The sequence below is a fragment of the Streptomyces sp. NPDC002232 genome, from assembly GCF_042890295.1.
Lineage (GTDB): Bacteria > Actinomycetota > Actinomycetes > Streptomycetales > Streptomycetaceae > Streptomyces.
In genome coordinates this window covers 401,451-421,675 of the sequence record NZ_JBIARV010000001.1, presented here as the reverse complement: position 1 = coordinate 421,675, position 20,225 = coordinate 401,451, and the positions used below count along the sequence as shown (strand labels likewise).

Sequence of the window (20,225 nt, the reverse complement as noted above, 5' to 3'; positions counted from 1 at the left end):
CGATGTCCTCGTCCTCGCACGCCTTCAAGCTGCCGATGCGCGGCGAGTCACGGCGCCCCGCGCGGGTGCGGCCGTACTCGCTGACCGGTGGCCGGACCCGCTTCGGCCACATCCTGCTCGTCGAGACCTTCGTGGCCGCGCTCGAAGCGCCCCTCGCCCGCAAGGTCCTGACGGACGGCGGGCCCGCGCCGCGCGGGCTGATGCCGGAGATGCGGGCCATCGTCGAGATCTGCCGCCGGATGCGGACGGTCGCGGAGATCTCGGCGCTTCTGAAGATGCCGTTGGGGGTCGTCCGGGTGCTCCTCAGCGACCTGGCCGACCAGGGAAAGATCCGTGTGTACGGGACCGGTCACGGCACCGGCCAGCCCGACCGCGCGCTCCTCGAAAGGGTGCTGAGTGGACTCCGTCGTCTCTGACGCCACCGCCGTCTCCGAAACCCCGGCGGTCGCCGGCATCCCCGCCCAGCCGGGTCCCGAGGATCCGGTGCCCGACACCGAAGAGGGCGCCCAGGACTGGCAGCTCGACCACACCCGTGCCCCGATCGCCACGAAGATCGTGGTCGCGGGCGGGTTCGGCGTGGGCAAGACCACCTTCGTCCGCGCCGTCTCGGAGATCACCCCGCTCCAGACCGAGGCGCTGATGACCCGCGCGAGCGAGGACACCGACGACCTCAGCGCCACCCCGGACAAGCTCACCACCACCGTGGCGATGGACTTCGGGCGCATCACCCTCGACAACGACCTGGTGCTGTACGTCTTCGGCACGCCGGGTCAGCAGCGCTTCTGGTTCATGTGGGACGACCTGGTGCGCGGGGCGATCGGGGCGATCGTGCTCGCCGACACCCGTCGGCTCACCGACTGTTTCCCCGCGCTCGACTACTTCGAGAGCTGCGGGCTGCCGTACATCGTGGCGGTCAACCACTTCGAGGGCACCGAACTGTTCGAGGCGGACGACGTCCGGGAGGCCCTGACCGTACCCGCGCACGTGCCCGTGGTGATCATGGACGCGCGCAAGCGGTACAGCGTCGTCGAGAGCCTGCTCGCGATGGTCGCGCACGCCCTCGACGCCACTCCCGAATAGTCAGCCCCGCACCGTTCGACACCGTTCGACCTGTCACGCCAGGAGCCCCGCCCATGCGGAAGATACTCATAGTCGGCGCCGGCCAGTCCGGCCTCCAGCTCGCCCTCGGACTCCAGTCGCGGGGGTACGAGGTCACCCTCATGTCGAACCGGACCTCGGACGAGATCCGCAACGGCCGGGTCATGTCCACCCAGTGCATGTTCGACACCGCCCTCCAGCACGAGCGGGACCTCGGCCTCAACTTCTGGGAGTCCCAGGCCCCGCGGATCGAGGGCCTCGGCGTCTCCGTCGCGGGTCCCGACGGCGGCCGCCTGATCGACTGGGTGGGGAAGCTCGGCGGGTACGCCCAGTCCGTCGACCAGCGCGTGAAGATGGCCGGCTGGATGGACACCTTCGCCCAGCGCGGCGGCCAGCTGGTCATCCACGGCGCCGCGGTCGGCGACCTGGACTACTTCGCCCGCGGCTACGACCTGGTGCTGGTCGCAGCCGGCAAGGGCGAGCTGGTCTCCATGTTCGGCCGGGACGCGTCCCGTTCGCCGTACAGCGAGCCGCAGCGCGCCCTGGCCGTCGCGTACGTCCACGGCCTCGGCCCGCGCCCCGAGCACCCCGACTTCGACGCGGTCCGCTGCAACGTCGTCCCCGGCGTCGGCGAGCTCTTCGTCATGCCGACCCTCACCGCCACCGGGCGCGCCGACATCCTCTTCTGGGAGGGCGTCCCCGGCGGCCCGCTCGACGTGTTCCGCGGCATCAAGGACCCCTCCGAGCACCTGGCGCTGACGCTGGAGCTGATGGAGAGGTTCACGCCCTGGGAGTACGCGCGGGCGACCAAGGTCGAGCTGACCGACGCGGGCGGCACCCTCGCCGGCCGGTACGCGCCGACCGTCCGCAACCCCGTGGGCCGGCTCCCCGGAGGGGGCCTGGTCCTCGGCGTAGCCGACGTCGTCGTCGCCAACGACCCGATCACCGGTCAGGGCTCCAACTCGGCGTCGAAGTGCGCCGCCGCGTACCTCGCCGCCATCGTCGAGCAGGGCGACAGGCCCTTCGACGAGACCTGGATGCGGGACACCTTCGCCCGCTACTGGAAGACGGCCCAGCACGTCACCAAGTGGACGAACGCCATGCTGGCGCCCCCGCCGGAGCACGTCCTGAACCTCCTGGGCGCGGCCGGCCAGCTCCAGCCCGTCGCCGACCGCTTCGCGAACGGCTTCGACGACCCGGCCGACTTCGAGCACTTCTTCTTCGAGGAGGAGAAGACGAACGCGTACCTGGCCTCGGTCGCCGGGAGCTGACCGGGGCGAATTTCACTGGCAGCGGCATGCCCCCCGACCCGATCATGGGGGGCATGTCCCAGCAGAACACCCTCTCCCGCGTGGACGCGGACCTCGCCGCCGGCCGTGTGCCCCTGGCGCGTCAGCGGCTGCGCGGGCTCGTCTCCTCGTTCCCGCACGACCTGACGCTGCGCCGCCGGCTCGCCGCGGTGTACCGGCTGTTCGGGGACGCGGCCGAGGCGGGGCGCTGGATGTACCTCGAAGAGGACCGGTTCCCCGAGGAGACCGCGGCCTTCGAGGAGCGGTACGGGTCCCCCGCGCGGCGGATGCGGGCCCTCGCCTGGCGCGGGCCCGAGGCGCTTGCCGCCACCGTGTGCGCCGAGGAGCGGCTGGCGGCGGTGCGCGCCGCCCGTGCCGCGGAGCTGGGGCGGCCGGTCGACTGGGACGAGCCCGCCTCCTACCGGGAGGACGCGGTTGAGGAGGACGGGCCGGACGGCGACGGCTGGACGGTCGGAGGCGTGCTGGCCGGCCTCGGCTGCCTGGCCGGGACCGTCGCCTTCGTGGCGGTCTGGGTGATCGGCGTCTTCGCCCTCTTCTCGTAGCCGGTCTCCGCGCGGCGCACCACGAGTGGGGTCAGCAGGCCGGTCACCGCGAAGAGGGCGCCCACGGCGAACCAGCCGGGGCGCCCCCAGCCGATGCACAGGGCGATGAGCAGGCCGGGGCCGAGCGCCTCGGAGAGCCCGGCGCCCAGGCCGAAGACGCCCAGGTACTGGCCGGTGGCGTGCGGCGGCGCGAGCGCGTACGACACCTCGAAGCCGCCCGCCGCGTGCCACAGCTCGCCGACCGTGTGGACGACCACGGCCGCCAGGAGCAGGACGACGGCGACCGCGACGCGCGTCCCCGCGGAGAGCGGGACGAGCGCGCAGGAGACCAGGAAGGCCGCACCGGCCCGCCGGTAGGCGCGGCCACCGGCCCGGGGCGAGACGACGCCCCGGCTCGCCCGCACCTGGAGGCCGACGACCAGGACGGTGTTGGTGAGCATCGTGCCGGAGACGAGCCAGTGCGGGGCCGTGGTCGATGACACGAGCCAGAGCGGGATCGCCACGGTGAGCACCTTGAACTGGATCGCCATCACGCCGTCGAGCGCGGTGAGCGCCAGATAGGGCCGGTCCCGCAGCGCGATCCACCGGGGGCCTCGGGTGGTGGGGGCGGGCGCGACCGGCGGCACCAGGAACAGGACGGCGGCGGAGGCCGCGAACGCGCACGCGTTCCCGGCCACGAGGACCTGGTAGGCGCCGAGGGTGCCGACCTGGACCGCCCACCCGGCGAGGAGCGCGCCGACGGAGATGCCGACGTTGGTCACCGCCCGCAGGTGGGCGCGGAACTCCTGGGGCCGGTCCCCGCCGTGGTGCCGGATGAGCGGCGCCCGGGCGGCGAGCCCCGCCGCCTTCGCGCCGGTGGCCGCGGAGACGGCCAGCACGAAGGGCCAGAAGCTGTCGGCGAGGACGAAGGCCGCCGTGGCGAGCGCCTGCACGGTCAGGGTGGCCACGGAGACCCCGCGCGCCCCGAGCCGGTCCGCGAGGTGCCCCACGGCGATGCCCACGGCCAGGGACAGGAGCCCGGCGATGCCGAGCCCGAGCCCCACGGTGGCCGCCGGGAGCCGCACGGCCTGGGTGAAGTACAGGACACCGGCGGTCAGGAAGAGCCCGCTGCCGACGGCGTTGACGAAGTTCGAGGCGGCGAGGGCGCGCCGGGGCCGGGTGTCCGGAAGCGATCTGGGCATGGCGGAGCTCCGTGTCCGGGTTGGCGATCGGCCATCGGCGATCGGCCTTCGGTAAGGACTCCGGAAGCATCTTGGATATTACGTGTGAAGGCAAGGGCGCGGTGGGGAAGGGGAGTTCAGCTCCGGTCGTAGCCCTCGTCGCCGCCGTCCCTGGCACCCTCGGGGAGTGCCGGCGGGCGGTACGCCTCCAGGGCCGTCCCCGCCGGATCCGGCCGCACGGCCCCGAGCACCGGGTTCGCCGCGAGCGGCGACACCTTCACCTTCGCGCCGGGGCGCGGCGCCTGCACCACCAGACCCCCGCCGAGGTAGAGGGCCACATGGGTCGCGCCCGGGAAGTACACGACCAGGTCCCCCGGGCGGAGCTCGGTGAGCGGCACCCGGGGCAGGCTCGCCCACTGCTCCTGGCTGGTCCTCGGCAGCTCCCGGCCGGCCGCCGCCCAGGCCCGCTGCGTCAGCCCCGAGCAGTCGTACGCCTCCGGGCCCTCCGCCCCCCACTCGTACGGCTTGCCGATCTGCCCCACCGCGAAGCGCAGCGCCTCCGCGCCCGCCCGTGAGGGGGTGCGCGGGCCGTCCAGGACCCCGGAGTCGAGCAGTTCGCGCTGAGCGCCGGCGGTCTGGACGCGTTCGAGCTCGGTCACCCGCGCCAGCTGGTCCGGCGACAGTCCGGCGAGCAGCTTCTCCACGTCGAGCAGCCGGGCCCGCACCTCGTCGCGCCGGACGCGCTGCGCCGAGGCGAGCCCCTGCTGGCGGTCGAGCGCCTTGCGGGAGGCGCTCGCGAGGCTGCCCGCCCGCCGCTCGGCGCTCGTGAGCCGGGTGACGGCGGTGGCCCGCTCGCGGGAGGCGCGGGCCATCAGGTGCCCCTCGTCCAGGGCGGACTGGGGGTCCTCGGCGAAGAGCAGCCGGAGGTACGAGGAGATCTCGGACCGGCCCTGGTACTGGTCCCGGGCGATCCGCCCGGCCGCGGCGCGGCCCTCGGCGAGCGCGGTCCGCGCGGCGGTGAGCCGAGCGGTGACCTTCTTGGTGTCGGCCGCCTGGAGCTTCAGCGCCTCCTCGGCGGCGTTGTACCGCTCGGTCGCCTCCTCGGCCTGCCGGTAGAGCGTCCGGAGCCGGGTGAGCAGCGCGCCCACGGAGTCCCCGCCGGAGGGCGGGAGCGCGGCGGCGTCGTCGCCCTCGGCGAGGGGCGTGGTGGAGCCGTCGGAGGGGGGTGCGGGCGGGGTGGCGGTGTCGCCCCCCGGGGGAGCGGTGGCGTCTCCCGCTCCGGGCGGTGCGGTCACGGGAGGGGCGGACGGGGAGGGAGAGGCGGCGGGGTTCTCCGACAGGCCGGGGGTCTCCGAGGCCCCGGGAGGCGCCGGGGCGGCGAGAGGGGCCGAGGCGGCCGGGGTATCCGAAGCGGTGGAGGTCGGCGGGCGGGCGGGGTCCACCGGTCCCACCGGTTCCGCCGCCGGGTCCGCCCAGGCGATCGGGGCCTCCGCCGGGGGGTCCGCGGGCGGGTCCGGGGTCGCGGCGGCGGGCGGGGGGCCCGTCAGCAGTCCGGCCAGCAGCCCCGTGAGCGCCGTCGCCGTGGCGAGCGCCCCCGTGCGGACCGTGCGGACCGTGCGCACCGCGTGCGGCAGCCTTCGCGTCACGTCACCACCTCCACGGGGATGATGACGTCTCACTTCATCCGATTACCGTACGAATCGGGGCGCGCCTCGCCGTGTCACTCGTTCGGCCGCCGGGCCGGCTTCGACCACGGCCACCTCACCTCCCGCCGCTCCCGCCCCTCGGGGGCGTACACGTAGACCCAGCCGCGCTGGAGTCCGAGCCGCTTCGTGTAGCCCGAGGGCTCGCGCCGATAGGTGTGCAGGGTCGGCGGGTGCCCGTCGTGCGCCGGGACCGGGATCTCGTACCACTTCGGGGGATGCCCGATCGGGCCGAGCAGGATCGGCAGGGTCCGGCCGTCGAGGGGGCCGCCGCGGAAGGAGGTGTTCTCGCTCTTCACCCCCACAGTCTCTCCCGGCCCGCCGTGTCACAGCAGGCGCGCCGCCTCGCCCACCACCGGGATCACCCGGCGGGCCAGCCGCGCGACCGGCCCCTCGGGGGTCTCCCGCGCGAGCAGCCGCCGCACGACCTCCGCCGTCTCCGCGTCGCCCGCCGCGGTCGCCGCGAGCAGCGCGAGGAGATGGTCGACGAGCCACTCCCGCAGCTCCCGCGCGGGCGACCGCTCCTGCTCGTCGAGCCAGATCACCGAGGCCGCCTCCACGGCGGCGATCCAGGTCCGGACGAGCATCCCCAGCCGGGGCCCGGGACGCTCCGCCCCGAGGTGGACGAGGATCTGTTCGGCGGCGGCCCGCCGCACCTCGTCCACGATCGCGGAGGTCCGGGAGGTCTCGGCGACGCTGCCGCCGCGCAGCAGGGCGCTGAACCCGGCGTCGTGCTGGTCGACGAAGGCCAGGTACCGGTCGAGGACCCGGCCGAGCCGCTCGGTGGGCGGTCCGGTCCGGGGCTCGGCGAAGCAGCGGTTCAGGGCGTCGGCGGAGGAGCGCAGGGCCGCCTCGTACAGCTGCTGCTTGCCGCCGGGGAAGTAGCGGTAGACCAGGGGCCGCGAGACGCCGGCCGCCTCGGCGACGTCGTCCAGCGAGACGTCCTCCGGCGCCCGGTGGGCGAAGAGCCCCTGGGCGGTCTCCAGGAGCTGCCCGCGCCGCTCCTCGACGCTGAGCCTGCGGTACGCGGGGGTGGCGGCGCTCGTCATGGACCGCAGCGTAACCGCGGGGCGGCTCCCCCCGTGGGGCGGCGGATCCCGGCAGGGCCGGCGGGTCCGGAAATCGTCCCCGTACGCCTTGTTGACGATCCGTCTACCACCGTGTGAGCCTGCTGGAAACGGACGGAAGGAGTCGTCAGTGTCGACGCACGACCTCTACGTGAACGCCCCCGCCGGACCCGTCTGGGAGGTGCCCGCCGCCGGAGCGGCCCGGTTCTCCTGGGACTACGACGACGGCCGCGACCGTCTCCTCGCCCTCTACCAGAAGGGCAAGGACAAGCAGTGGGACGGCGCCACCCGGATCGACTGGGGCATCGAGGTCGACCCGTACGACCCGCTCGGCACCCCCGACGAGGTGCTCACCCTCCACGGCACCCGCCACTGGGCGAAGATGACCGAGAAGGACAAGGGCGACCTGCGCCGGCACTACTCCTCCTGGCAGTTCAGCCAGTTCCTCCACGGCGAGCAGGGCGCCATGGTCTGCGCCGCCCGGATCGTCGAATCCGTCCCCGACCTGGACGCGAAGTTCTACTCGGCCACCCAGACCATGGACGAGGCACGGCACGCCGAGATCTACGGCCGCTTCCTCCACGAGAAGATCGGCATGCTCTACCCGGTCAACGACAACCTCCAGGGCCTCCTCGGCGACACCCTGCGCGACTCCCGCTGGGACATGCCCTACCTCGGCATGCAGGTCCTGATCGAGGGGCTCGCCCTCGCCGCCTTCGGCATGATCCGCGACACCACCGACAAGCCGCTGCCGAAGCAGATCCTCGCGTACGTGATGCAGGACGAGGCCCGGCACGTGGCCTTCGGCCGGATGGCGCTGCGCGACTACTACCGGCAGCTGACCGACGCCGAGCTCCGGGAGCGCGAGGAGTTCGTTATCGAGGGCTGCTACCTGATGCGCGACCGGCTGCGCGGGGTGGAGGTCCTGGAGAACTTCGGCATCCCCAGGAAGGAGGCCGAGGAGCTCAGCGAGCAGAGCGAGTTCCTGCACCTCTTCCGCAAGCTCCTCTTCAGCCGGATCGTCCCCTGCGTCAAGGACATCGGCCTCTGGGGCGCGCGCCTCCAGAAGGCCTACCTCGACATGGGCGTCTTCGACCTGGGCGACTCCAACCTGGACCTGCTGATGCGTCAGGACGAGGAGATCGCGGAGGCCCTGGACCGGGAGCGCTTCGCGGCGGAGGAGGCCGAGCGGGTCGCGGAGGTGGAGGCCGCGATCGAGGAGGGGGCGGCGGAGGTGTCACAGGCGTGACGTAGCGTGCCCGTCATGAGCATGCCCCCGCCTCCGCAGAACCCGCCGCCCCCGCAGCCGCACGGCGGGCCCCTACCGCCCCCGCCGCAGCCCGGCGGGTTCGGGGCTCCGCAGGGGTACCCGCCCCAGGGCGTCCCGCCGCAGTACCCCGGGCCGGGCGCGGGAGCCTGGGGGCAGCCGCCCCTGGGGCCGCCGCCGAAGAAGAAGATGTCGACCGGGGTGATCGTCGGCATCGTCCTCGGCGCGCTGGTCGTGGTCGGCGGCATCGGCTACGGGGTCAAGGCCGCGTTCGACGGCGTCACCGGCCCCTTCCCCGAGGCGACCCAGAAGCTGGTCGTCGCGCGGACCGTCCTCGGCGGCGAGTTCACCCTGGTCTCCGACCTCTCCGACAGCCAGGGCAAGGAGATCGAGGACACCCCCGACCTCACCGTGAAGAACGCGAAGGCGGCGGTCGGGCAGTACAGCGGGAAGGACGGGTCCGTCCTCGTGCTCTCCGGGATGTACGGGCAGATCAAGGTCCCCGGCCTGACCCGGGCGGCCATCCTCAGGGGGGCCGCCACCGAGAAGGGCTCCACGCTCGTCGTCCGGCCCCGGGACTTCACCCCCGCAGGGTCCGGCGTGACCGTCAGCTGTCAGGTCACCACCTCGAAGGACGGGCTCAGCGCGACGACGCTGCCCATGTGCGCCTGGGCCGACGAGAACACCGCCGCCGCCATCGCGCTCGTCGCCGCCGGGGAGGCCACGGCCGACCCGAAGGACATCGACCTGGCCGCGCTCGCGGAGAAGACGGTCAAGATCCGCGCGGAGATCCGCAAGCCGATCGGCTGACACCGGGGGCGAGGGCCCGGCGGGGGCGATCCGGCGGCGGATCGCCCGACTCGGCCGGGGGCCGCTTCTTCCGGCGGCCGGGGGCCGGCGGACCGATCAGGAACTCCCCGACCGGGCCCGCGCAGGATCCGGCTACGGATTCCGGGCCTCCGCCTCCAGCCGCAGGGCCTCCTCCATCACGGCCTTCGCGATCGGCGCCGCGCTGCCGCCCCCGCTGATGTCCGTACGGGAGGCCTCCGCGTCCTCGACGACGACCGCCACCGCGACCGCCGGCTGGGCCGAGTCCTCCGCCTGCGCCCAGGCGATGAACCAGGCGTACGGGGTGCCCGTGTTGCCGAAGCCGTGCTGGGCGGTGCCCGTCTTGCCGCCCACCCGGGCTCCGGGGATCGCCGCGTTCGTCCCCGTGCCGTCCTCCACGGCCCGCAGCATCAGCCGCTGGAGCTGCATCGCCGTCGCCGGGTTCATCGCCTGCCGGTAGCTGCGGCGGCCCGTCCGGTCCACGGTCGAGCCGCCCGAGGTCGTCGTGCGGTCGACGAGGTAGGGCTGGGCGATCTCCCCGTGGTTGGCGACCGCCGCCGCCACCATCGCCATCTGCAACGGCGTCGCCGTCGTGTCGAACTGCCCGATCGACGACAGCGCCAGCTGGTCCGGGCTCATCTCCCGGTCGAAGTTCGACCTGGCCACCCAGGACGGCACCCGCAGCCCCGTGTCGTTGAAGCCGAAGCGCTGCACCGCGTCGACCATCCCCGTGAGGCCGACCTCCACCCCGAGCCCGGCCATCACCGTGTTGCAGGACCACTGGATCGCGTACGCGAGGGAGGCGTTGCCGCAGCCCGTCGCCTCGTTCGGCAGCACCTGCCGGGTGCCGGGCAGCACGAACGGGTCCGGGGTGTCCGTCGGCGCCTCCACGTCCCGCACCACCCCCGCGTCCAGGGCCGCCGCCGCCGTCACGATCTTGAAGGTGGAGCCCGGCGGGTACGTCTGCCGCAGCGCCCGGTTCAGCATCGGCTGGTTCGGCGAGGAGTTGAGCCGCCGCCAGGAGTCCTTCACCCCCTGCCCGGTCCCGGAGAGCACCCCGGGGTCGTACGAGGGGGAGCTGACCAGTGCCAGGATCCGGCCGCTCGACGGCTCGACCGCCACGACCGCGCCCCGCTTGCCGTCAAGGCCCCGGAACGCCGCCTCCTGCATCGGGGCGCGGATCGTGGTCACCACGTCGCCGCCGGGCTGCCGGCCCCGGGTGAGGTCGTTCCAGAGGGGCAGCGGGGCCAGCATCGGGTCGGTGCCCGCGAGGATGTCGTCCTCGGCGTTCTCGACGAGCGTCGTGCCGTACGTCTGGGAGGCGTAGCCGGTCAGCGGCGCGTACAACGGCCCCTGGGAGTAGGTCCGTTCCCAGCGGAGCTGCTGCCCGCTGTCCCGGGAGCCGGTCACCGGTCTGCCGTCCACGACGATCGCGCCGCGCGGCTTGGCGTACCGGTCGATCGCGATGCGGCGGTTGGCCGGGTTGTCGTCGAGGGAGTCGGCCTCGAAGACCATCACCCGGGCGGCGTTGACGAGCAGCGCGACGAGGAGGATCAGACAGAGGGCGGCGGCCCGCCGGATGTACCGGATCACCACGGGCCTCCTGACGTACGGACGGGGCCGGGGCCGGCGAGGGTGCGGGCTCCCGGCGTACGGACCGGCCCCGTCACCGCGCGCCCTCCCCGACGCGGGTGAGCTCCCCGGTGTCGGCGTCGTCCGGCTGGGGGGCGCGGGCCGAGTCGCTGACGCGGATGAGGAGGGCGACGATCACCCAGTTGGTCACCACGGACGAGCCTCCCTGGGCCAGGAACGGCATCGCCATGCCGGTCAGCGGGATCAGGCCCATCACCCCGCCCGCGATCACGAAGACCTGGAGCGCCACGATCGAGGCGAGGCCGATCGCGAGCAGCCGCCCGAAGGGGTCGCGCAGCGAGAGGCCGGCGCGGTAGCCGCGGGCGACGAGCAGCGCGTACAGCAGGAAGAGCGCGGTGAGGCCGACGAGCCCCAGCTCCTCGCCGGCCGTCGCCAGGATGAAGTCGGACTTGGCGGCGAAGCCGATGAGGACGGAGTGGCCGAGACCGAGGCCGGTGCCGAGCATCCCGCCGGCGGCGAAGGCGAAGAGCGACTGGGCGAGCTGTCCCGGACCGTCACCCGCGCGGATGGAGGCGAAGGGGTCGAGCCAGTCCTGCACCCGGCTGTGGACGTGCGGTTCGAGCGAGCCGACGAGGAAGGCCCCGGCCGAGGCCAGGACGAGTCCGACCGCGATCCAGCCGGTCCGGCCGGTCGCCACGTACAGCATGATCACGAAGAGGCCGAAGAAGAGCAGCGAGGTGCCCAGGTCGCGTTCCAGGACGAGGACGCCGACGCTCAGCAGCCAGATCGCCACGATCGGCCCGAGGATCCGGCCCGTCGGGAACTGGAACTTCCAGATCCGGCGGCCGGTGTAGGCGAGCGCGTTGCGGTTGGCGGCCAGGTACGCCGCGAAGAAGACCGCGAGCAGGATCTTGGCGAACTCGCCCGGCTGGAAGGAGAGCCCGTCGATCCTGATCCAGATCTTGGCCCCGTTCACCGCGGGGAAGAAGATCGGCAGGATCATCAGGCCCAGCGCGGCGGCCACCGACACGTACGCATAGCCCTGGAGCGTGCGGTGGTCGCGCAGCAGCACGACGACCACGATGAACAGCGCCACCCCGAGCGTCGACCAGACCAGCTGCGTCGCCGCCGCCTGGTCCTTCGGCGTCTCCAGGTCGAGGCGGTAGATCAGCACCAGACCGAGGCCGTTGAGCAGGACCGCGATGGGCAGCAGCAGGGGATCGGCGTACGGGGCGCGGAACCGGACCGCGAGGTGCGCGACGAGCGCAAGGAGCCCGAGCCCCGCCCCGTAGCGCGCGGCGTCGGGCGGCACGGCGCCGCTGCGGGCGAGCCCGACCTCCGCGTAGCCGAGGACGGAGATCAGGACCGCGCCGATCAGGAGCGACAGTTCCACGCCGCGCCGCTTCGGGACACGGATGCCGGGCGGGGGTGCGTCCGGGTGCCGTGGTGCGGTCATGGCCGCAACGTAGCAAGCGGTATGCCCTATGTCCCTTTTGTGTGACGGTGTGCCGTCGCTCCGCCGTGTCCGAGGCTGACGGTGGGCGGTGGCTCCGCCGTGTCGGAGGCTGACGGTGGGCGGTGGTGGCTCCGCCGTGTCGGAGGGTGACGGTGGGCGGTGGCTCCGTCGTGTCGGTGGCTGATGATGGGGCGGCTGCTCGTCCGTTTCGGAGGCCGACGGTCCGGCGGCTACTCGTCCGCTTCGGTCGTCGCGAGCCGTACGTACTCCGGGAGCCGCAGCCGGGCCTCGGCGCCTCCGCCCGGGGCGGCGGCGAAGACCAGCTCGGCGCCGATCACCTCCGCCTGTCCCACCGCGATGGTCAGCCCGAGACCGTGCCCCTTGCCCCCGCTCTCGGTGCGGAACCGCTGCGGCCCCGACTCCAGGAGGTACGCGGGATACCCCGGCCCGTGGTCCCGCACGGACACCACCGGGCCGTCCACCGTGACGACCACCGGCGGCGCCCCGTGCCGGTGCGCGTTGGCCACCAGATTGCCGAGGACCCGCTCCACCCGCCGCCGGTCCGTCTCCACCGTCGCGTCCCGCACGACCCGCACCTCGGTGTCCGTGCCGGAGGCGCGCACCACCCGCTCGGCGAGCGGACCGAGCTCGTGCACCGCCAGGTCCACGGCCTCCGTGCGGGCGTCGAGCCGCGAGATCTCCAGCAGGTCCTCGGTGAGCCCGCGCATCGCCCGCACCCTGTCCCGCACCAGCTCCGAGGGCCGCCCCTCCGGCAGCAGCTCGGCCGCGGCCGAGAGGCCCGTCAGGGGAGTCCGCAGCTCGTGCGCCACGTCGGCGGTGAACCGCTGCTCGGTCTGCAACTTGCGCTGGAGCGAGGAGGCCATCGTGTCGAGCGCCCCGGAGACCGTCGCCACCTCGTCCTGCGGGCGCGAGGGGTCCTTCGTCCGGGGGTCGTCCACGCGCGCGTCGAGGTCGCCGGCGCTGATCCGGCTGGCCACCTGAGCGGTGAGGTGCAGCCGGCGGGTGACCCGGGTGACGGCGAAGGCGCCGACGAGCAGGGTGGCCCCGATCGCCAGCACCGAGGAGCCGACGATCGAGCGGTCGAGCGCGTCGATCGTCTCGGCGCTCTGGGTGTAGTCGAGGCGCACGGCGAGGGCGCGCCCGTCCGCCGGGCCCGCCGCCCACATCGTCGGCCGCCCCTGGTACTCCGTGACCACCGTGCCGTGCTCACCCCGCACGGCGAGCGCCCGCAGGGCGGCCGGGAGGCCGGGCGGATCCACCCCGGCGAACCGGGGGAGCGGCTCGCCCGCCTCGTACAGGTCGCTGACCTCGGTGAGCCGCGTCAGGGCCTTGTCCCGGGAGTCGCTCACCGTCTGGCCGGTCACCGACACGTGGACGAGGACGCCGAGCAGCGCGGCGAGGGAGCAGCACATCACCGCGATGAACAGCGCGGCCTTCCACGTGAGGGTCGCGGTCCAGGCCGGGCGGCGCGGCGCCCTCACGGCGTCGCCACCGGCGGCGCGGACGAGGGGGCGGGCGCGGGGGTGGGCGGCGGCGTGGGCGTCGGGCTCACCAGGCGCGGCGCGGGGACCGTCGACGGGCCCGTGCCGGGCGGCTTCACCCGGATGATCTCGTCCCGGGTCGGCAGCATGCTGCCCTGTTCCTCGTCCCAGGTCCAGGCGGTCCGGTACTCGTATCCGGGGATGCCCGCGGAGCCGACGCGCAGGATCAGCGCCCGGCCGGCCAGCTCCACGCTGATGACCTGGTCGACGGTGGACATGATCCGGGTCAGGCCGCCGTTCTCGGCGAGGTAGACCCGCACCCCGACCTGCTGGTCCGGCATCCGGATCCCGACGATCAGCTCGTCCCGGCCGTTGCCGGTGAGGTCCCGGTAGTACGGCCGCATGACCGGGCAGGCGGCGGGAGCCGTTCCGCAGGCCTCGATCGCCCGGGCGGTCTCCTCGTACAGGCCGTCCGCCCCGGACCGCGCGTCCGGATGGGCGCGGACCTCGGCGCGGACGACCGCCACCGGGTCGACGGAGCGGACGTCGTTGTCGGGGACCTCGACGCCGGGGACGCGCTGGGTGTCGGACTCGCCGTAGTCGATGGGCGGGTTCGTGGCGGGCGGCAGATCGGGCCAGAGCCGGACGGGGCCGACGGCGGTGGGCGCGGGACCGGCGCTCCTGAGCCCGCCCTCGCCGCCGTCGCAGCCGCTGAGCAGGACGGCGAGACCGAGGGCGCACAGGGCCGCGCCCGCGGCGCTCCGGACTCCGCGCGGTCTCACGCTGCTCCTGCTCCTCGGTCGGTCGGCGGACGGGTGGGGTCGGCTCGCGCCGACTCCCAGTAGACCTTATGCGGAGTGAAGTCCTTTTTGTCTCATCGCCGGATGATCACCGGATTCGCCGCCGTGCGCGTCCCCGCCGCTGTGGGCTTCGGCCCCGTGGTCCCGGACCGGTGTGCGACAACGTCTCCGGGAAGGCACCCAGGAACGCCGAGGGACGCGTTCAGGAACGCCTCCAGGGCTGCCCAGGAACGCCCGGACCGTCGTGCGGCAACGTCTCCAGGAACGTTTCCAGGCGCGGCCTCCAAGAACGTCTCCAGGAACGTTTCCCCAGCCGTCTCCCGGGCCGTCCGCCTAGAACGTCCCCCGCTCCATCCGGGCCAGCGCGGCCCGGCAGAGGGTCAGGAGCTTCTCGTCGACGTGGATGTCGTGGCTGCCGGACGCGCCCTCGCGGGCGTTGTGCCGGCGCCTGCGGGTCAGCTCGGTGAGGACCACCAGCTGCGCGTCGGAGGCCGCCGGGCCCATCTCCGCCAGGCACTCCGCGATGTCCACGCGCGCGTGCCGGTTCTCCTCCCAGGCCGCGAGCAGCACCGGGAGCGCGGCCGAGGCGTCGCCGGACACCCGCCACAGCGCCGCCGCGCCGCGCACCCGCACCCACAGGTCCCGCGAGGCCAGGCCCGGCAGCAGGGCGGGGGCCGCCGAGGCCGCCGCCGGGCCGATCTCGCCGAGCGCCTGCGCCGCCGCGCACCAGTCCGTGCCCGACGCACCCGGCCGCAGCCACCGCTCCAGCGCCGGCAGTACGTCCCCCCGATCCCCCTCGGCCGCCCACAGGGCCCGCGCCGCCGCCGTGGCGACCGCAGCCGACTCGGCGGCCAGGAGTCTTCGCAGGTCCGGTACGGCCTCCCGGGCGGCGGGACCGAAGGCGGTCAGGGTCCGCAGGGCCGCCTCCCGCACCCAGTCCCGCCGGTGCGCCGGCGCCCCGCGCAGCACCCGCAGCACCTCCGGCAGCGCCTGCGCGCCCCGCACGGCCGCCAGGGCGTACAGCAGCGGCGCCGCCCGGTCGTACAGCCGCTCGTCCAGCTCCACCTCGGCCAGCCGCCGTCGCAGCGGCTGCGCGAGCATCGCCGCCGAGGGGCCGAGGCCGTCCATGGCGTACAGCAGCTCGCGCCGCACCTCGGGCTCCTCCAGGGCGCGGGCCAGCAGCGGGACCGCGCGCGTGTCCCCGGCACGGGCCAGCGCGAGCAGCGCCCCGTCCCGCCCGGACCGCCCGGCGAAGGCCTGGTGCGGGCCCGGGGGAGTGGCGGACGGCATCGCCGCGAGCCGCCCCGCCAGCGCGTCGGCGGCGGGCGCGCCCAGCTCGAAGAGCCGCTCCAGGAAGGACGTGGCGGCCTCGCGGAGCCGGGGCTCGGGGTCCTGGAGCTGCGCGCCGACGAGCCGCACGACCTCCTCGTACCGCCCGCGCCAGGCCCGGATCAGCCCGCCGCACAACCAGATCGCGTCCGAGCGCTGCCCCCAGTCCGGACTGCGCAGCTGCGCGACGATCAGGGCGATCCGGTCGTCGACCCGGTCGTCGAGCGCGGAGTGCAGGGTCCGCAGCAGCTCCTCGGTCCACGGCGCGGGCCGTCCCGCGGCGTGCTCCTCCAGGAGCTCGCGGACCTGCCCGATGAGGGTCGGCGTCGCGGCCCGCTCGCCGCCGGGGGCGCCCGCCCCGCCCGCCGAGGTCCTGATCTCCTCCAGGAGACCCGTCACCCACGGCACGACATCGTCCGGAATGTCACTCGGCGCGCAGCGCGCCCGCTGGGCGAGCGCCGCGAGGCGGAGCCCGGGGTCGTGGGCGGCGCGGGCGAGCCAGTCGAGCCAGTCGACGGTCTCGTTCCGCAGCTCGGCGTGCCGCAGGGCGATCCGCCCGACCGCGGCCACCAGCGCGAGCCGCACCTCGGTGTCCCGCTCGACCGTCAGCCGCTCGCGCAGCAGGGTCAGCACCCGGGCGGGCTCGGGGTGCAGCGAGGCGAGCGCGCACGGCGCGGCGAGCCGCACCTCGGGATCGGCGTCCGCGACGAGCCCGAGGAAGACGTCGGCCCCCGCGGCGATGGCGGCGGCGGCCATCGCGTAGTTGGCGGCGGGGATGAACTCGTCCTCCTCCGCGCCGAGTTCGTCCAGCTCCTCGTCGTCGTCCAGCTCGATGCCGCCGATGCTGGTGAGGAGCTCCACGATGCAGCCCCGGTCCTGGACGCCGGGGTCGGCGACCAGTTCGAGGAGGAAGGGGATGCAGGCCAGCGTCGAGTCGTAGACGTCGCCCTGGTGGTGCACCGCCCCGTACATGCCGTCGAGTGCGGTCTCACGCTCCGCGGGGTCGGCGGAGGCGAGCCCGCGGAGCAGCTCCGGCACGTCGTCCGCGGGGCCGTACGCATGCCCCAGTGAGGCCCAGTCGACCTCCTCGATCCCCGTCAGCATGTGCCAGGCCGCCTTCCCCGTGAGCGCTGTGCCAGGGAGCAAGTGTGCACCACCGGAACGACAACAAAGCCGAACCGGCGACACCAGCCGCGCGGGGGGCTCCCGTTGCGGTCTCTTTGCGCCATGTACGCTGCGGAGCAGGGCAGTTGCGCTCGGTATATGAACCCTTGGGGGCCCACCCCACCGGCCCCGCCGGTCCCACTCCTCCCGCCGGACCGCGACCGGGGCGCCCGCTCCTCCGCGGAGCCTCAGCCCTCCGACCGGACCCGCACGAAGGCTGCCGTCCCGTGCCGCCCCGCCACCCGGCGCAGCTCGACCGGAAGCGGCGGGTCGACCCACCGCACCGGGCCGTGCTCCGGGTCCTCCACGAGGGGCCCCGCGCGCTCGCCCGCCAGATCCCCGACCTGCCGCGCCTGCGACGGGGTCAGCCGGGGCGAGGTGGCCGGCTCGCTGCCGTCGGGGAGCCGGACGACGAGGGCCCGGGGCCGCTCCGGGGGGCCGAGGAGACCGATCAGGAGGGCGTCGCTCGTGTCGGAGTGGCGGATCTTGCGCCAGGCCCAGGTGGAGCCCGCACGGTAGGGCGAGTCGAGCCGCTTCGCGACAACCCCCTCGACGCCCGCCTCCCGCAGGTCCCGGAACCACCCCCGCGCGGTTTCTTCGTCCGAGGTGGCCAGCACCCGCTGGAGCGGCGGCGCGGCCTCCCGCAGCGCCGCCCCGAGCAGCTCCCACCGGTCGCGGAGCGGCAGCGCCCGTACGTCGCGCCCGGGGACGGCGAGCAGGTCGAAGGCGACGTACGAGACGGGCACCCCGGCCCGCACCCGGTCGGCGTGCGAGCGGAGCAGGTCGGTGAAGCTCAGCCGCCCGTCCCGGTAGGCGCACAGCTCGCCGTCGAGGACGATCCCGGGCGGCAGCTGGTCGCGGAGCTGGGCGGCGATGCCGGGGAACTCCGGCGCGAGGTCGCGGCGGGAACGGGACTGGAGCACGACCCGCCCGCCGTCGAGGACGAAGGCCAGCGCGCGGAAGCCGTCGAGCTTGAGCGAGTACTGGAGGTCCCGGGGCGGCTCCGCCTGCGCCGGGATCTCGTCGGCGGCCCGGGGGCGCATGACGTCCACGGGCGGCAGCAGGGGCGGCCGTGCGGGTGGGCCGGCGCCGGGTCGTGAGCCGGGGCCTTCGCCGGGTCGTGGGCCGGGTCGTGCGCCGGGTCCGGCACCGGCTCGTGCACCGGGTCCGACGCCGGACCCCGCCCCAGGCCCCGCACCGGACCCCGCACCGGATCCCGCACCCGCACCCGATCCCGCACCGGGCTCCGCACCCGCCCCGGAACCGGCTCCGGCGCCCTCCGCTCGGGCCTCCGGCGACTCCCCGCCCGGGCCGGCCCCCGGGGCCCCGCTCACGGGACGGCTCCCGCGCGCTCGGGCGCGAAGAGGGGCGCCAGGAGATCCCCGTACTGCTCCAGACGTGGCGCGATGTCGCCCATGGAGAGGACGAGCGCCGGGCCGGCTCCGTCCGCGCCGGGGCCACCGGGGCCCCCGCCCCGCCCGCCCCGCCCACCCCGTCCTCTCTCGTCGGCGAGGGCGGCGCACGCCTCCACCTCCTCCCAGGTGACCGGCGCCGAGACGGTGGGCCGGGCCCGCGCGCGCAGGGTGTACGGGGTGGCGGTCGTCTTCGCGGCGGCGTTCTGGCTGTGGTCGACGAAGACCTTCCCGGACCGCAGCGCCCGCGCCATCCGGTGCGTGACGAGTTCCGGCAGTGCCGCCTCCGCCTCGACGGCGAGCTGTCTGGCGTACGCGGAGACGCGCGGGGACGGCGTCGGCACCACCGGGACGAGCAGGTGCAGGCCCTTGGAGCCGGAGGTCTTGGCGAAGGGCTCCAGGCCGTCCGCGAGCAGCCGCTCGCGCAGGTGCAGGGCGACCCGGCAGCACGCGACGACGTCGGCGGGCGCCCCCGGGTCGAGGTCGAACACGAGCCGGTCGGCGACGGCGGGGGAGGAGGCGCGCCACTGGGGCGTGTGGAACTCCACGACGAGGTTCGCGGCCCACATCAGCGAGGCCAGGTCCTCGATCACCACCTGGCGGGCCCGGGGGTCCTCGGAGCGCGGCACGGGGGTGGTCCTCACCCAGGAGGGTGTGCCGGGCGGCGGATTCTTGGTGAAGAAGAGCTGCCCTTCGGGACCGTCGGGGTAGCGGAGGAAGGACACCGGGCGATCGCGCAGATGGGGCAGGATCACGGCTCCGACGGTCGCGTAGTAGTGGAGCACCTCGCCCTTGGTGGTGCCCGTGACCGGGTGGAGCACCTTGTCCAGGTTGCTGAGCGCCAGGCGCCGCCCCTCCACCTCTGTGATCGGCGTCATACGATGAGAATCCCACGTTTACGGGTGATTCGACTCGAAAGGAACAAGACGTGCGATCCATCTGGAACGGCGCCATATCCTTCGGGCTGGTCAGCATCCCGATCAAGCTGGTGAACGCCACGGAGAGCCGCTCCGTCTCCTTCCGCCAGATCCACACCGAGGACGGCGGCCGGGTCCGCTACAAGAAGGTGTGCGAGCTGGACGGGGAGGAGGTCACGCAGGCGGAGATCGGCAAGGCGTACGAGGACGCCGACGGGACCATGATCCCGATCACCGACGAGGACCTGGCCGCGCTGCCGCTGCCGACCGCGAAGACGATCGAGATCGTCGCGTTCGTGGCGGCCGGCGAGATCGATCCGCTCCAGATGGACGCCGCGTACTACCTCTCGGCGAACGGCGTGCCGGCGGCCAAGCCGTACACCCTGCTCCGCGAGGCGCTGAAGCGCAGCGACCGGGTGGCGCTCGCGAAGTACGCGCTGCGCGGCCGGGAGCGGCTGGGGATGCTGCGGGTGGTGGACGACGTGATCGCGATGCACGGCCTGCTCTGGCCGGACGAGATCCGGGCCCCCGAGGGGGTCGCCCCCGAGACGCCGGTGACGGTGCGCGAGGCCGAACTGGACCTGGCGGACGCGCTGATGGCGACGCTGGGCGAGGTCGACATCACCACCCTCCACGACGACTACCGGACGGCGGTCGAGGAGATGATCGCGGCGAAGGCGGCGGGCGGGGAAGGTGTCGCGCCCCCGTCTCCGGGCGAGGAGGAGGGCGGCCGGGTCATCGACCTGATGGCGGCCCTGGAGGGCAGCGTCCGGGCGGCGAGGGAGGCGCGCGGGGAGGACGCGGTGGTGACGGAACTGAAGCCGCGCGGGACGGCGAAGAAGGCGACCGCGAAGAAGGCCGCGGCGAAGAAGACGACCGCGAAGTCGACGGGCGCGGAGCCCGCCTCGACGAAGAAGACGGCGGCCAAGAAGACGACGGCGAAGAGGACGACCGCGAAGAAGGCGACGGCGAAGTCGACATCGGCGCGGAAGGCGACGGCGAAGTCGGCCTCGGGGCAGAAGGCGAGCGGACAGAAACGCCGCCCGGCCTGATTTCCGATTTCCGACACCACGTCAA

The 20,225-nt window shown here is 74.3% G+C and carries 17 protein-coding genes and 1 pseudogene; 7 read left to right on the top strand and 11 right to left on the bottom strand.

The features are described from left to right. The first annotated feature begins 2 nt into the window (after window positions 1-2). The 4 genes from ACFYXU_RS01830 to ACFYXU_RS01815 are packed head-to-tail and all read left to right on the top strand — an operon-like array spanning window position 3 to window position 2,950. A complete protein-coding gene (locus ACFYXU_RS01830; protein ID WP_376510722.1) occupies window positions 3-416 on the top strand; it encodes a DUF742 domain-containing protein in 414 nt (137 codons plus the stop codon). Then, window positions 397-1,080 (top strand): ATP/GTP-binding protein, encoded by a 684-nt coding sequence (locus ACFYXU_RS01825; RefSeq protein WP_361402469.1) that lies wholly within the window; start codon window positions 397-399, stop codon window positions 1,078-1,080. Before ACFYXU_RS01830 ends, ACFYXU_RS01825 begins: the two co-directional genes overlap by 20 nt. A 53-nt stretch (window positions 1,081-1,133) precedes the next feature. Next, on the top strand, window positions 1,134-2,369 hold the full coding sequence (locus tag ACFYXU_RS01820) for a styrene monooxygenase/indole monooxygenase family protein (protein ID WP_389408043.1): 1,236 nt from the start codon (window positions 1,134-1,136) through the stop codon (window positions 2,367-2,369). A gap of 53 nt (window positions 2,370-2,422) precedes the next feature. Then, a complete protein-coding gene (locus tag ACFYXU_RS01815) occupies window positions 2,423-2,950 on the top strand; it encodes a DUF6584 family protein (protein WP_389408044.1) in 528 nt (175 codons plus the stop codon). Between the two features lie 314 nt (window positions 2,951-3,264). Here ACFYXU_RS01815 and ACFYXU_RS01810 read toward each other — a convergent pair. From ACFYXU_RS01810 to ACFYXU_RS01795, 4 genes and pseudogenes are all read right to left on the bottom strand, one after another. Further along, window positions 3,265-4,131 (bottom strand): annotated as a pseudogene (locus ACFYXU_RS01810) (MFS transporter); the annotation flags it as partial. Window positions 4,132-4,247: 116 nt separating this feature from the next. Further along, the gene (locus ACFYXU_RS01805; protein ID WP_389456206.1) at window positions 4,248-5,756 is read right to left on the bottom strand and encodes an NlpC/P60 family protein; all 1,509 of its coding nucleotides are present in this window, start codon (window positions 5,754-5,756) and stop codon (window positions 4,248-4,250) included. 74 nt (window positions 5,757-5,830) lie between these two features. Continuing rightward, the gene (locus tag ACFYXU_RS01800) at window positions 5,831-6,112 is read right to left on the bottom strand and encodes a hypothetical protein (protein ID WP_329851596.1); all 282 of its coding nucleotides are present in this window, start codon (window positions 6,110-6,112) and stop codon (window positions 5,831-5,833) included. Between the two features lie 27 nt (window positions 6,113-6,139). Further along, window positions 6,140-6,862, bottom strand: coding sequence for a TetR/AcrR family transcriptional regulator (locus ACFYXU_RS01795; RefSeq protein ID WP_361402457.1), 723 nt, complete (start codon window positions 6,860-6,862; stop codon window positions 6,140-6,142). Window positions 6,863-7,010: 148 nt separating this feature from the next. On the opposite strand from ACFYXU_RS01795, the gene ACFYXU_RS01790 reads away from it, so the two are divergent. Both ACFYXU_RS01790 and ACFYXU_RS01785 read left to right on the top strand, forming a co-directional pair. Beyond that, entirely contained in the window at window positions 7,011-8,129 is a 1,119-nt protein-coding gene (locus ACFYXU_RS01790) for a ferritin-like domain-containing protein (protein ID WP_329851593.1), read from the top strand. Between the two features lie 15 nt (window positions 8,130-8,144). Then, window positions 8,145-8,957 carry a hypothetical protein gene (locus ACFYXU_RS01785; protein WP_376510678.1) on the top strand — a complete coding sequence of 271 codons (813 nt, stop codon included), beginning with the start codon at window positions 8,145-8,147 and terminating at the stop codon, window positions 8,955-8,957. 132 nt (window positions 8,958-9,089) lie between these two features. Here ACFYXU_RS01785 and ACFYXU_RS01780 read toward each other — a convergent pair whose 3' ends face one another. From ACFYXU_RS01780 to ligD, 7 genes are all read right to left on the bottom strand, one after another. Next, window positions 9,090-10,568, bottom strand: a complete 1,479-nt coding sequence (locus ACFYXU_RS01780) for a penicillin-binding transpeptidase domain-containing protein (protein ID WP_376510680.1) — start codon at window positions 10,566-10,568, stop codon at window positions 9,090-9,092. A 73-nt stretch (window positions 10,569-10,641) separates the two neighbouring features. Next, complete coding sequence (locus tag ACFYXU_RS01775) at window positions 10,642-12,024, bottom strand: FtsW/RodA/SpoVE family cell cycle protein (RefSeq protein WP_384571562.1); 1,383 nt, start codon at window positions 12,022-12,024, stop codon at window positions 10,642-10,644. Window positions 12,025-12,254: 230 nt separating this feature from the next. After that, window positions 12,255-13,526: an ATP-binding protein gene (locus ACFYXU_RS01770; protein ID WP_376510684.1), complete on the bottom strand. Its 1,272-nt coding sequence runs from the start codon at window positions 13,524-13,526 to the stop codon at window positions 12,255-12,257. Further along, complete coding sequence (locus tag ACFYXU_RS01765) at window positions 13,523-14,308, bottom strand: hypothetical protein (protein WP_389408048.1); 786 nt, start codon at window positions 14,306-14,308, stop codon at window positions 13,523-13,525. The genes ACFYXU_RS01770 and ACFYXU_RS01765 overlap by 4 nt, the downstream gene beginning before the upstream one ends. A gap of 351 nt (window positions 14,309-14,659) precedes the next feature. Next, window positions 14,660-16,759, bottom strand: coding sequence for a PBS lyase (locus ACFYXU_RS01760; protein WP_376510688.1), 2,100 nt, complete (start codon window positions 16,757-16,759; stop codon window positions 14,660-14,662). A gap of 248 nt (window positions 16,760-17,007) precedes the next feature. Beyond that, window positions 17,008-17,862, bottom strand: coding sequence for a DNA ligase (locus ACFYXU_RS01755; RefSeq protein ID WP_361402497.1), 855 nt, complete (start codon window positions 17,860-17,862; stop codon window positions 17,008-17,010). A gap of 287 nt (window positions 17,863-18,149) precedes the next feature. Further along, complete coding sequence (gene ligD, locus ACFYXU_RS01750; protein WP_389456203.1) at window positions 18,150-19,109, bottom strand: non-homologous end-joining DNA ligase; 960 nt, start codon at window positions 19,107-19,109, stop codon at window positions 18,150-18,152. Between the two features lie 50 nt (window positions 19,110-19,159). Between ligD and ACFYXU_RS01745 the strand changes: the two genes are divergently transcribed. Continuing rightward, window positions 19,160-20,200 carry a Ku protein gene (locus ACFYXU_RS01745; RefSeq protein ID WP_376510692.1) on the top strand — a complete coding sequence of 347 codons (1,041 nt, stop codon included), beginning with the start codon at window positions 19,160-19,162 and terminating at the stop codon, window positions 20,198-20,200. Window positions 20,201-20,225: the final 25 nt, after the last annotated feature.

Bases quoted from the DNA above. Each gene is read 5' to 3' on its own strand.
- ACFYXU_RS01755 (WP_361402497.1), bottom strand. From the start codon at position 17,862: ATGCGCCCCCGGGCCGCCGACGAGATCCCGGCGCAGGCGGAGCCGCCC.
- ACFYXU_RS01820 (WP_389408043.1), top strand. From the start codon at position 1,134: ATGCGGAAGATACTCATAGTCGGCGCCGGCCAGTCCGGCCTCCAGCTC.
- ACFYXU_RS01830 (WP_376510722.1), top strand. From the start codon at position 3: ATGTCCTCGTCCTCGCACGCCTTCAAGCTGCCGATGCGCGGCGAGTCA.
- ligD (WP_389456203.1), bottom strand. From the start codon at position 19,109: ATGACGCCGATCACAGAGGTGGAGGGGCGGCGCCTGGCGCTCAGCAAC.
- ACFYXU_RS01785 (WP_376510678.1), top strand. From the start codon at position 8,145: ATGAGCATGCCCCCGCCTCCGCAGAACCCGCCGCCCCCGCAGCCGCAC.
- ACFYXU_RS01815 (WP_389408044.1), top strand. From the start codon at position 2,423: ATGTCCCAGCAGAACACCCTCTCCCGCGTGGACGCGGACCTCGCCGCC.
- ACFYXU_RS01760 (WP_376510688.1), bottom strand. From the start codon at position 16,759: ATGCTGACGGGGATCGAGGAGGTCGACTGGGCCTCACTGGGGCATGCG.
- ACFYXU_RS01795 (WP_361402457.1), bottom strand. From the start codon at position 6,862: ATGACGAGCGCCGCCACCCCCGCGTACCGCAGGCTCAGCGTCGAGGAG.
- ACFYXU_RS01775 (WP_384571562.1), bottom strand. From the start codon at position 12,024: ATGACCGCACCACGGCACCCGGACGCACCCCCGCCCGGCATCCGTGTC.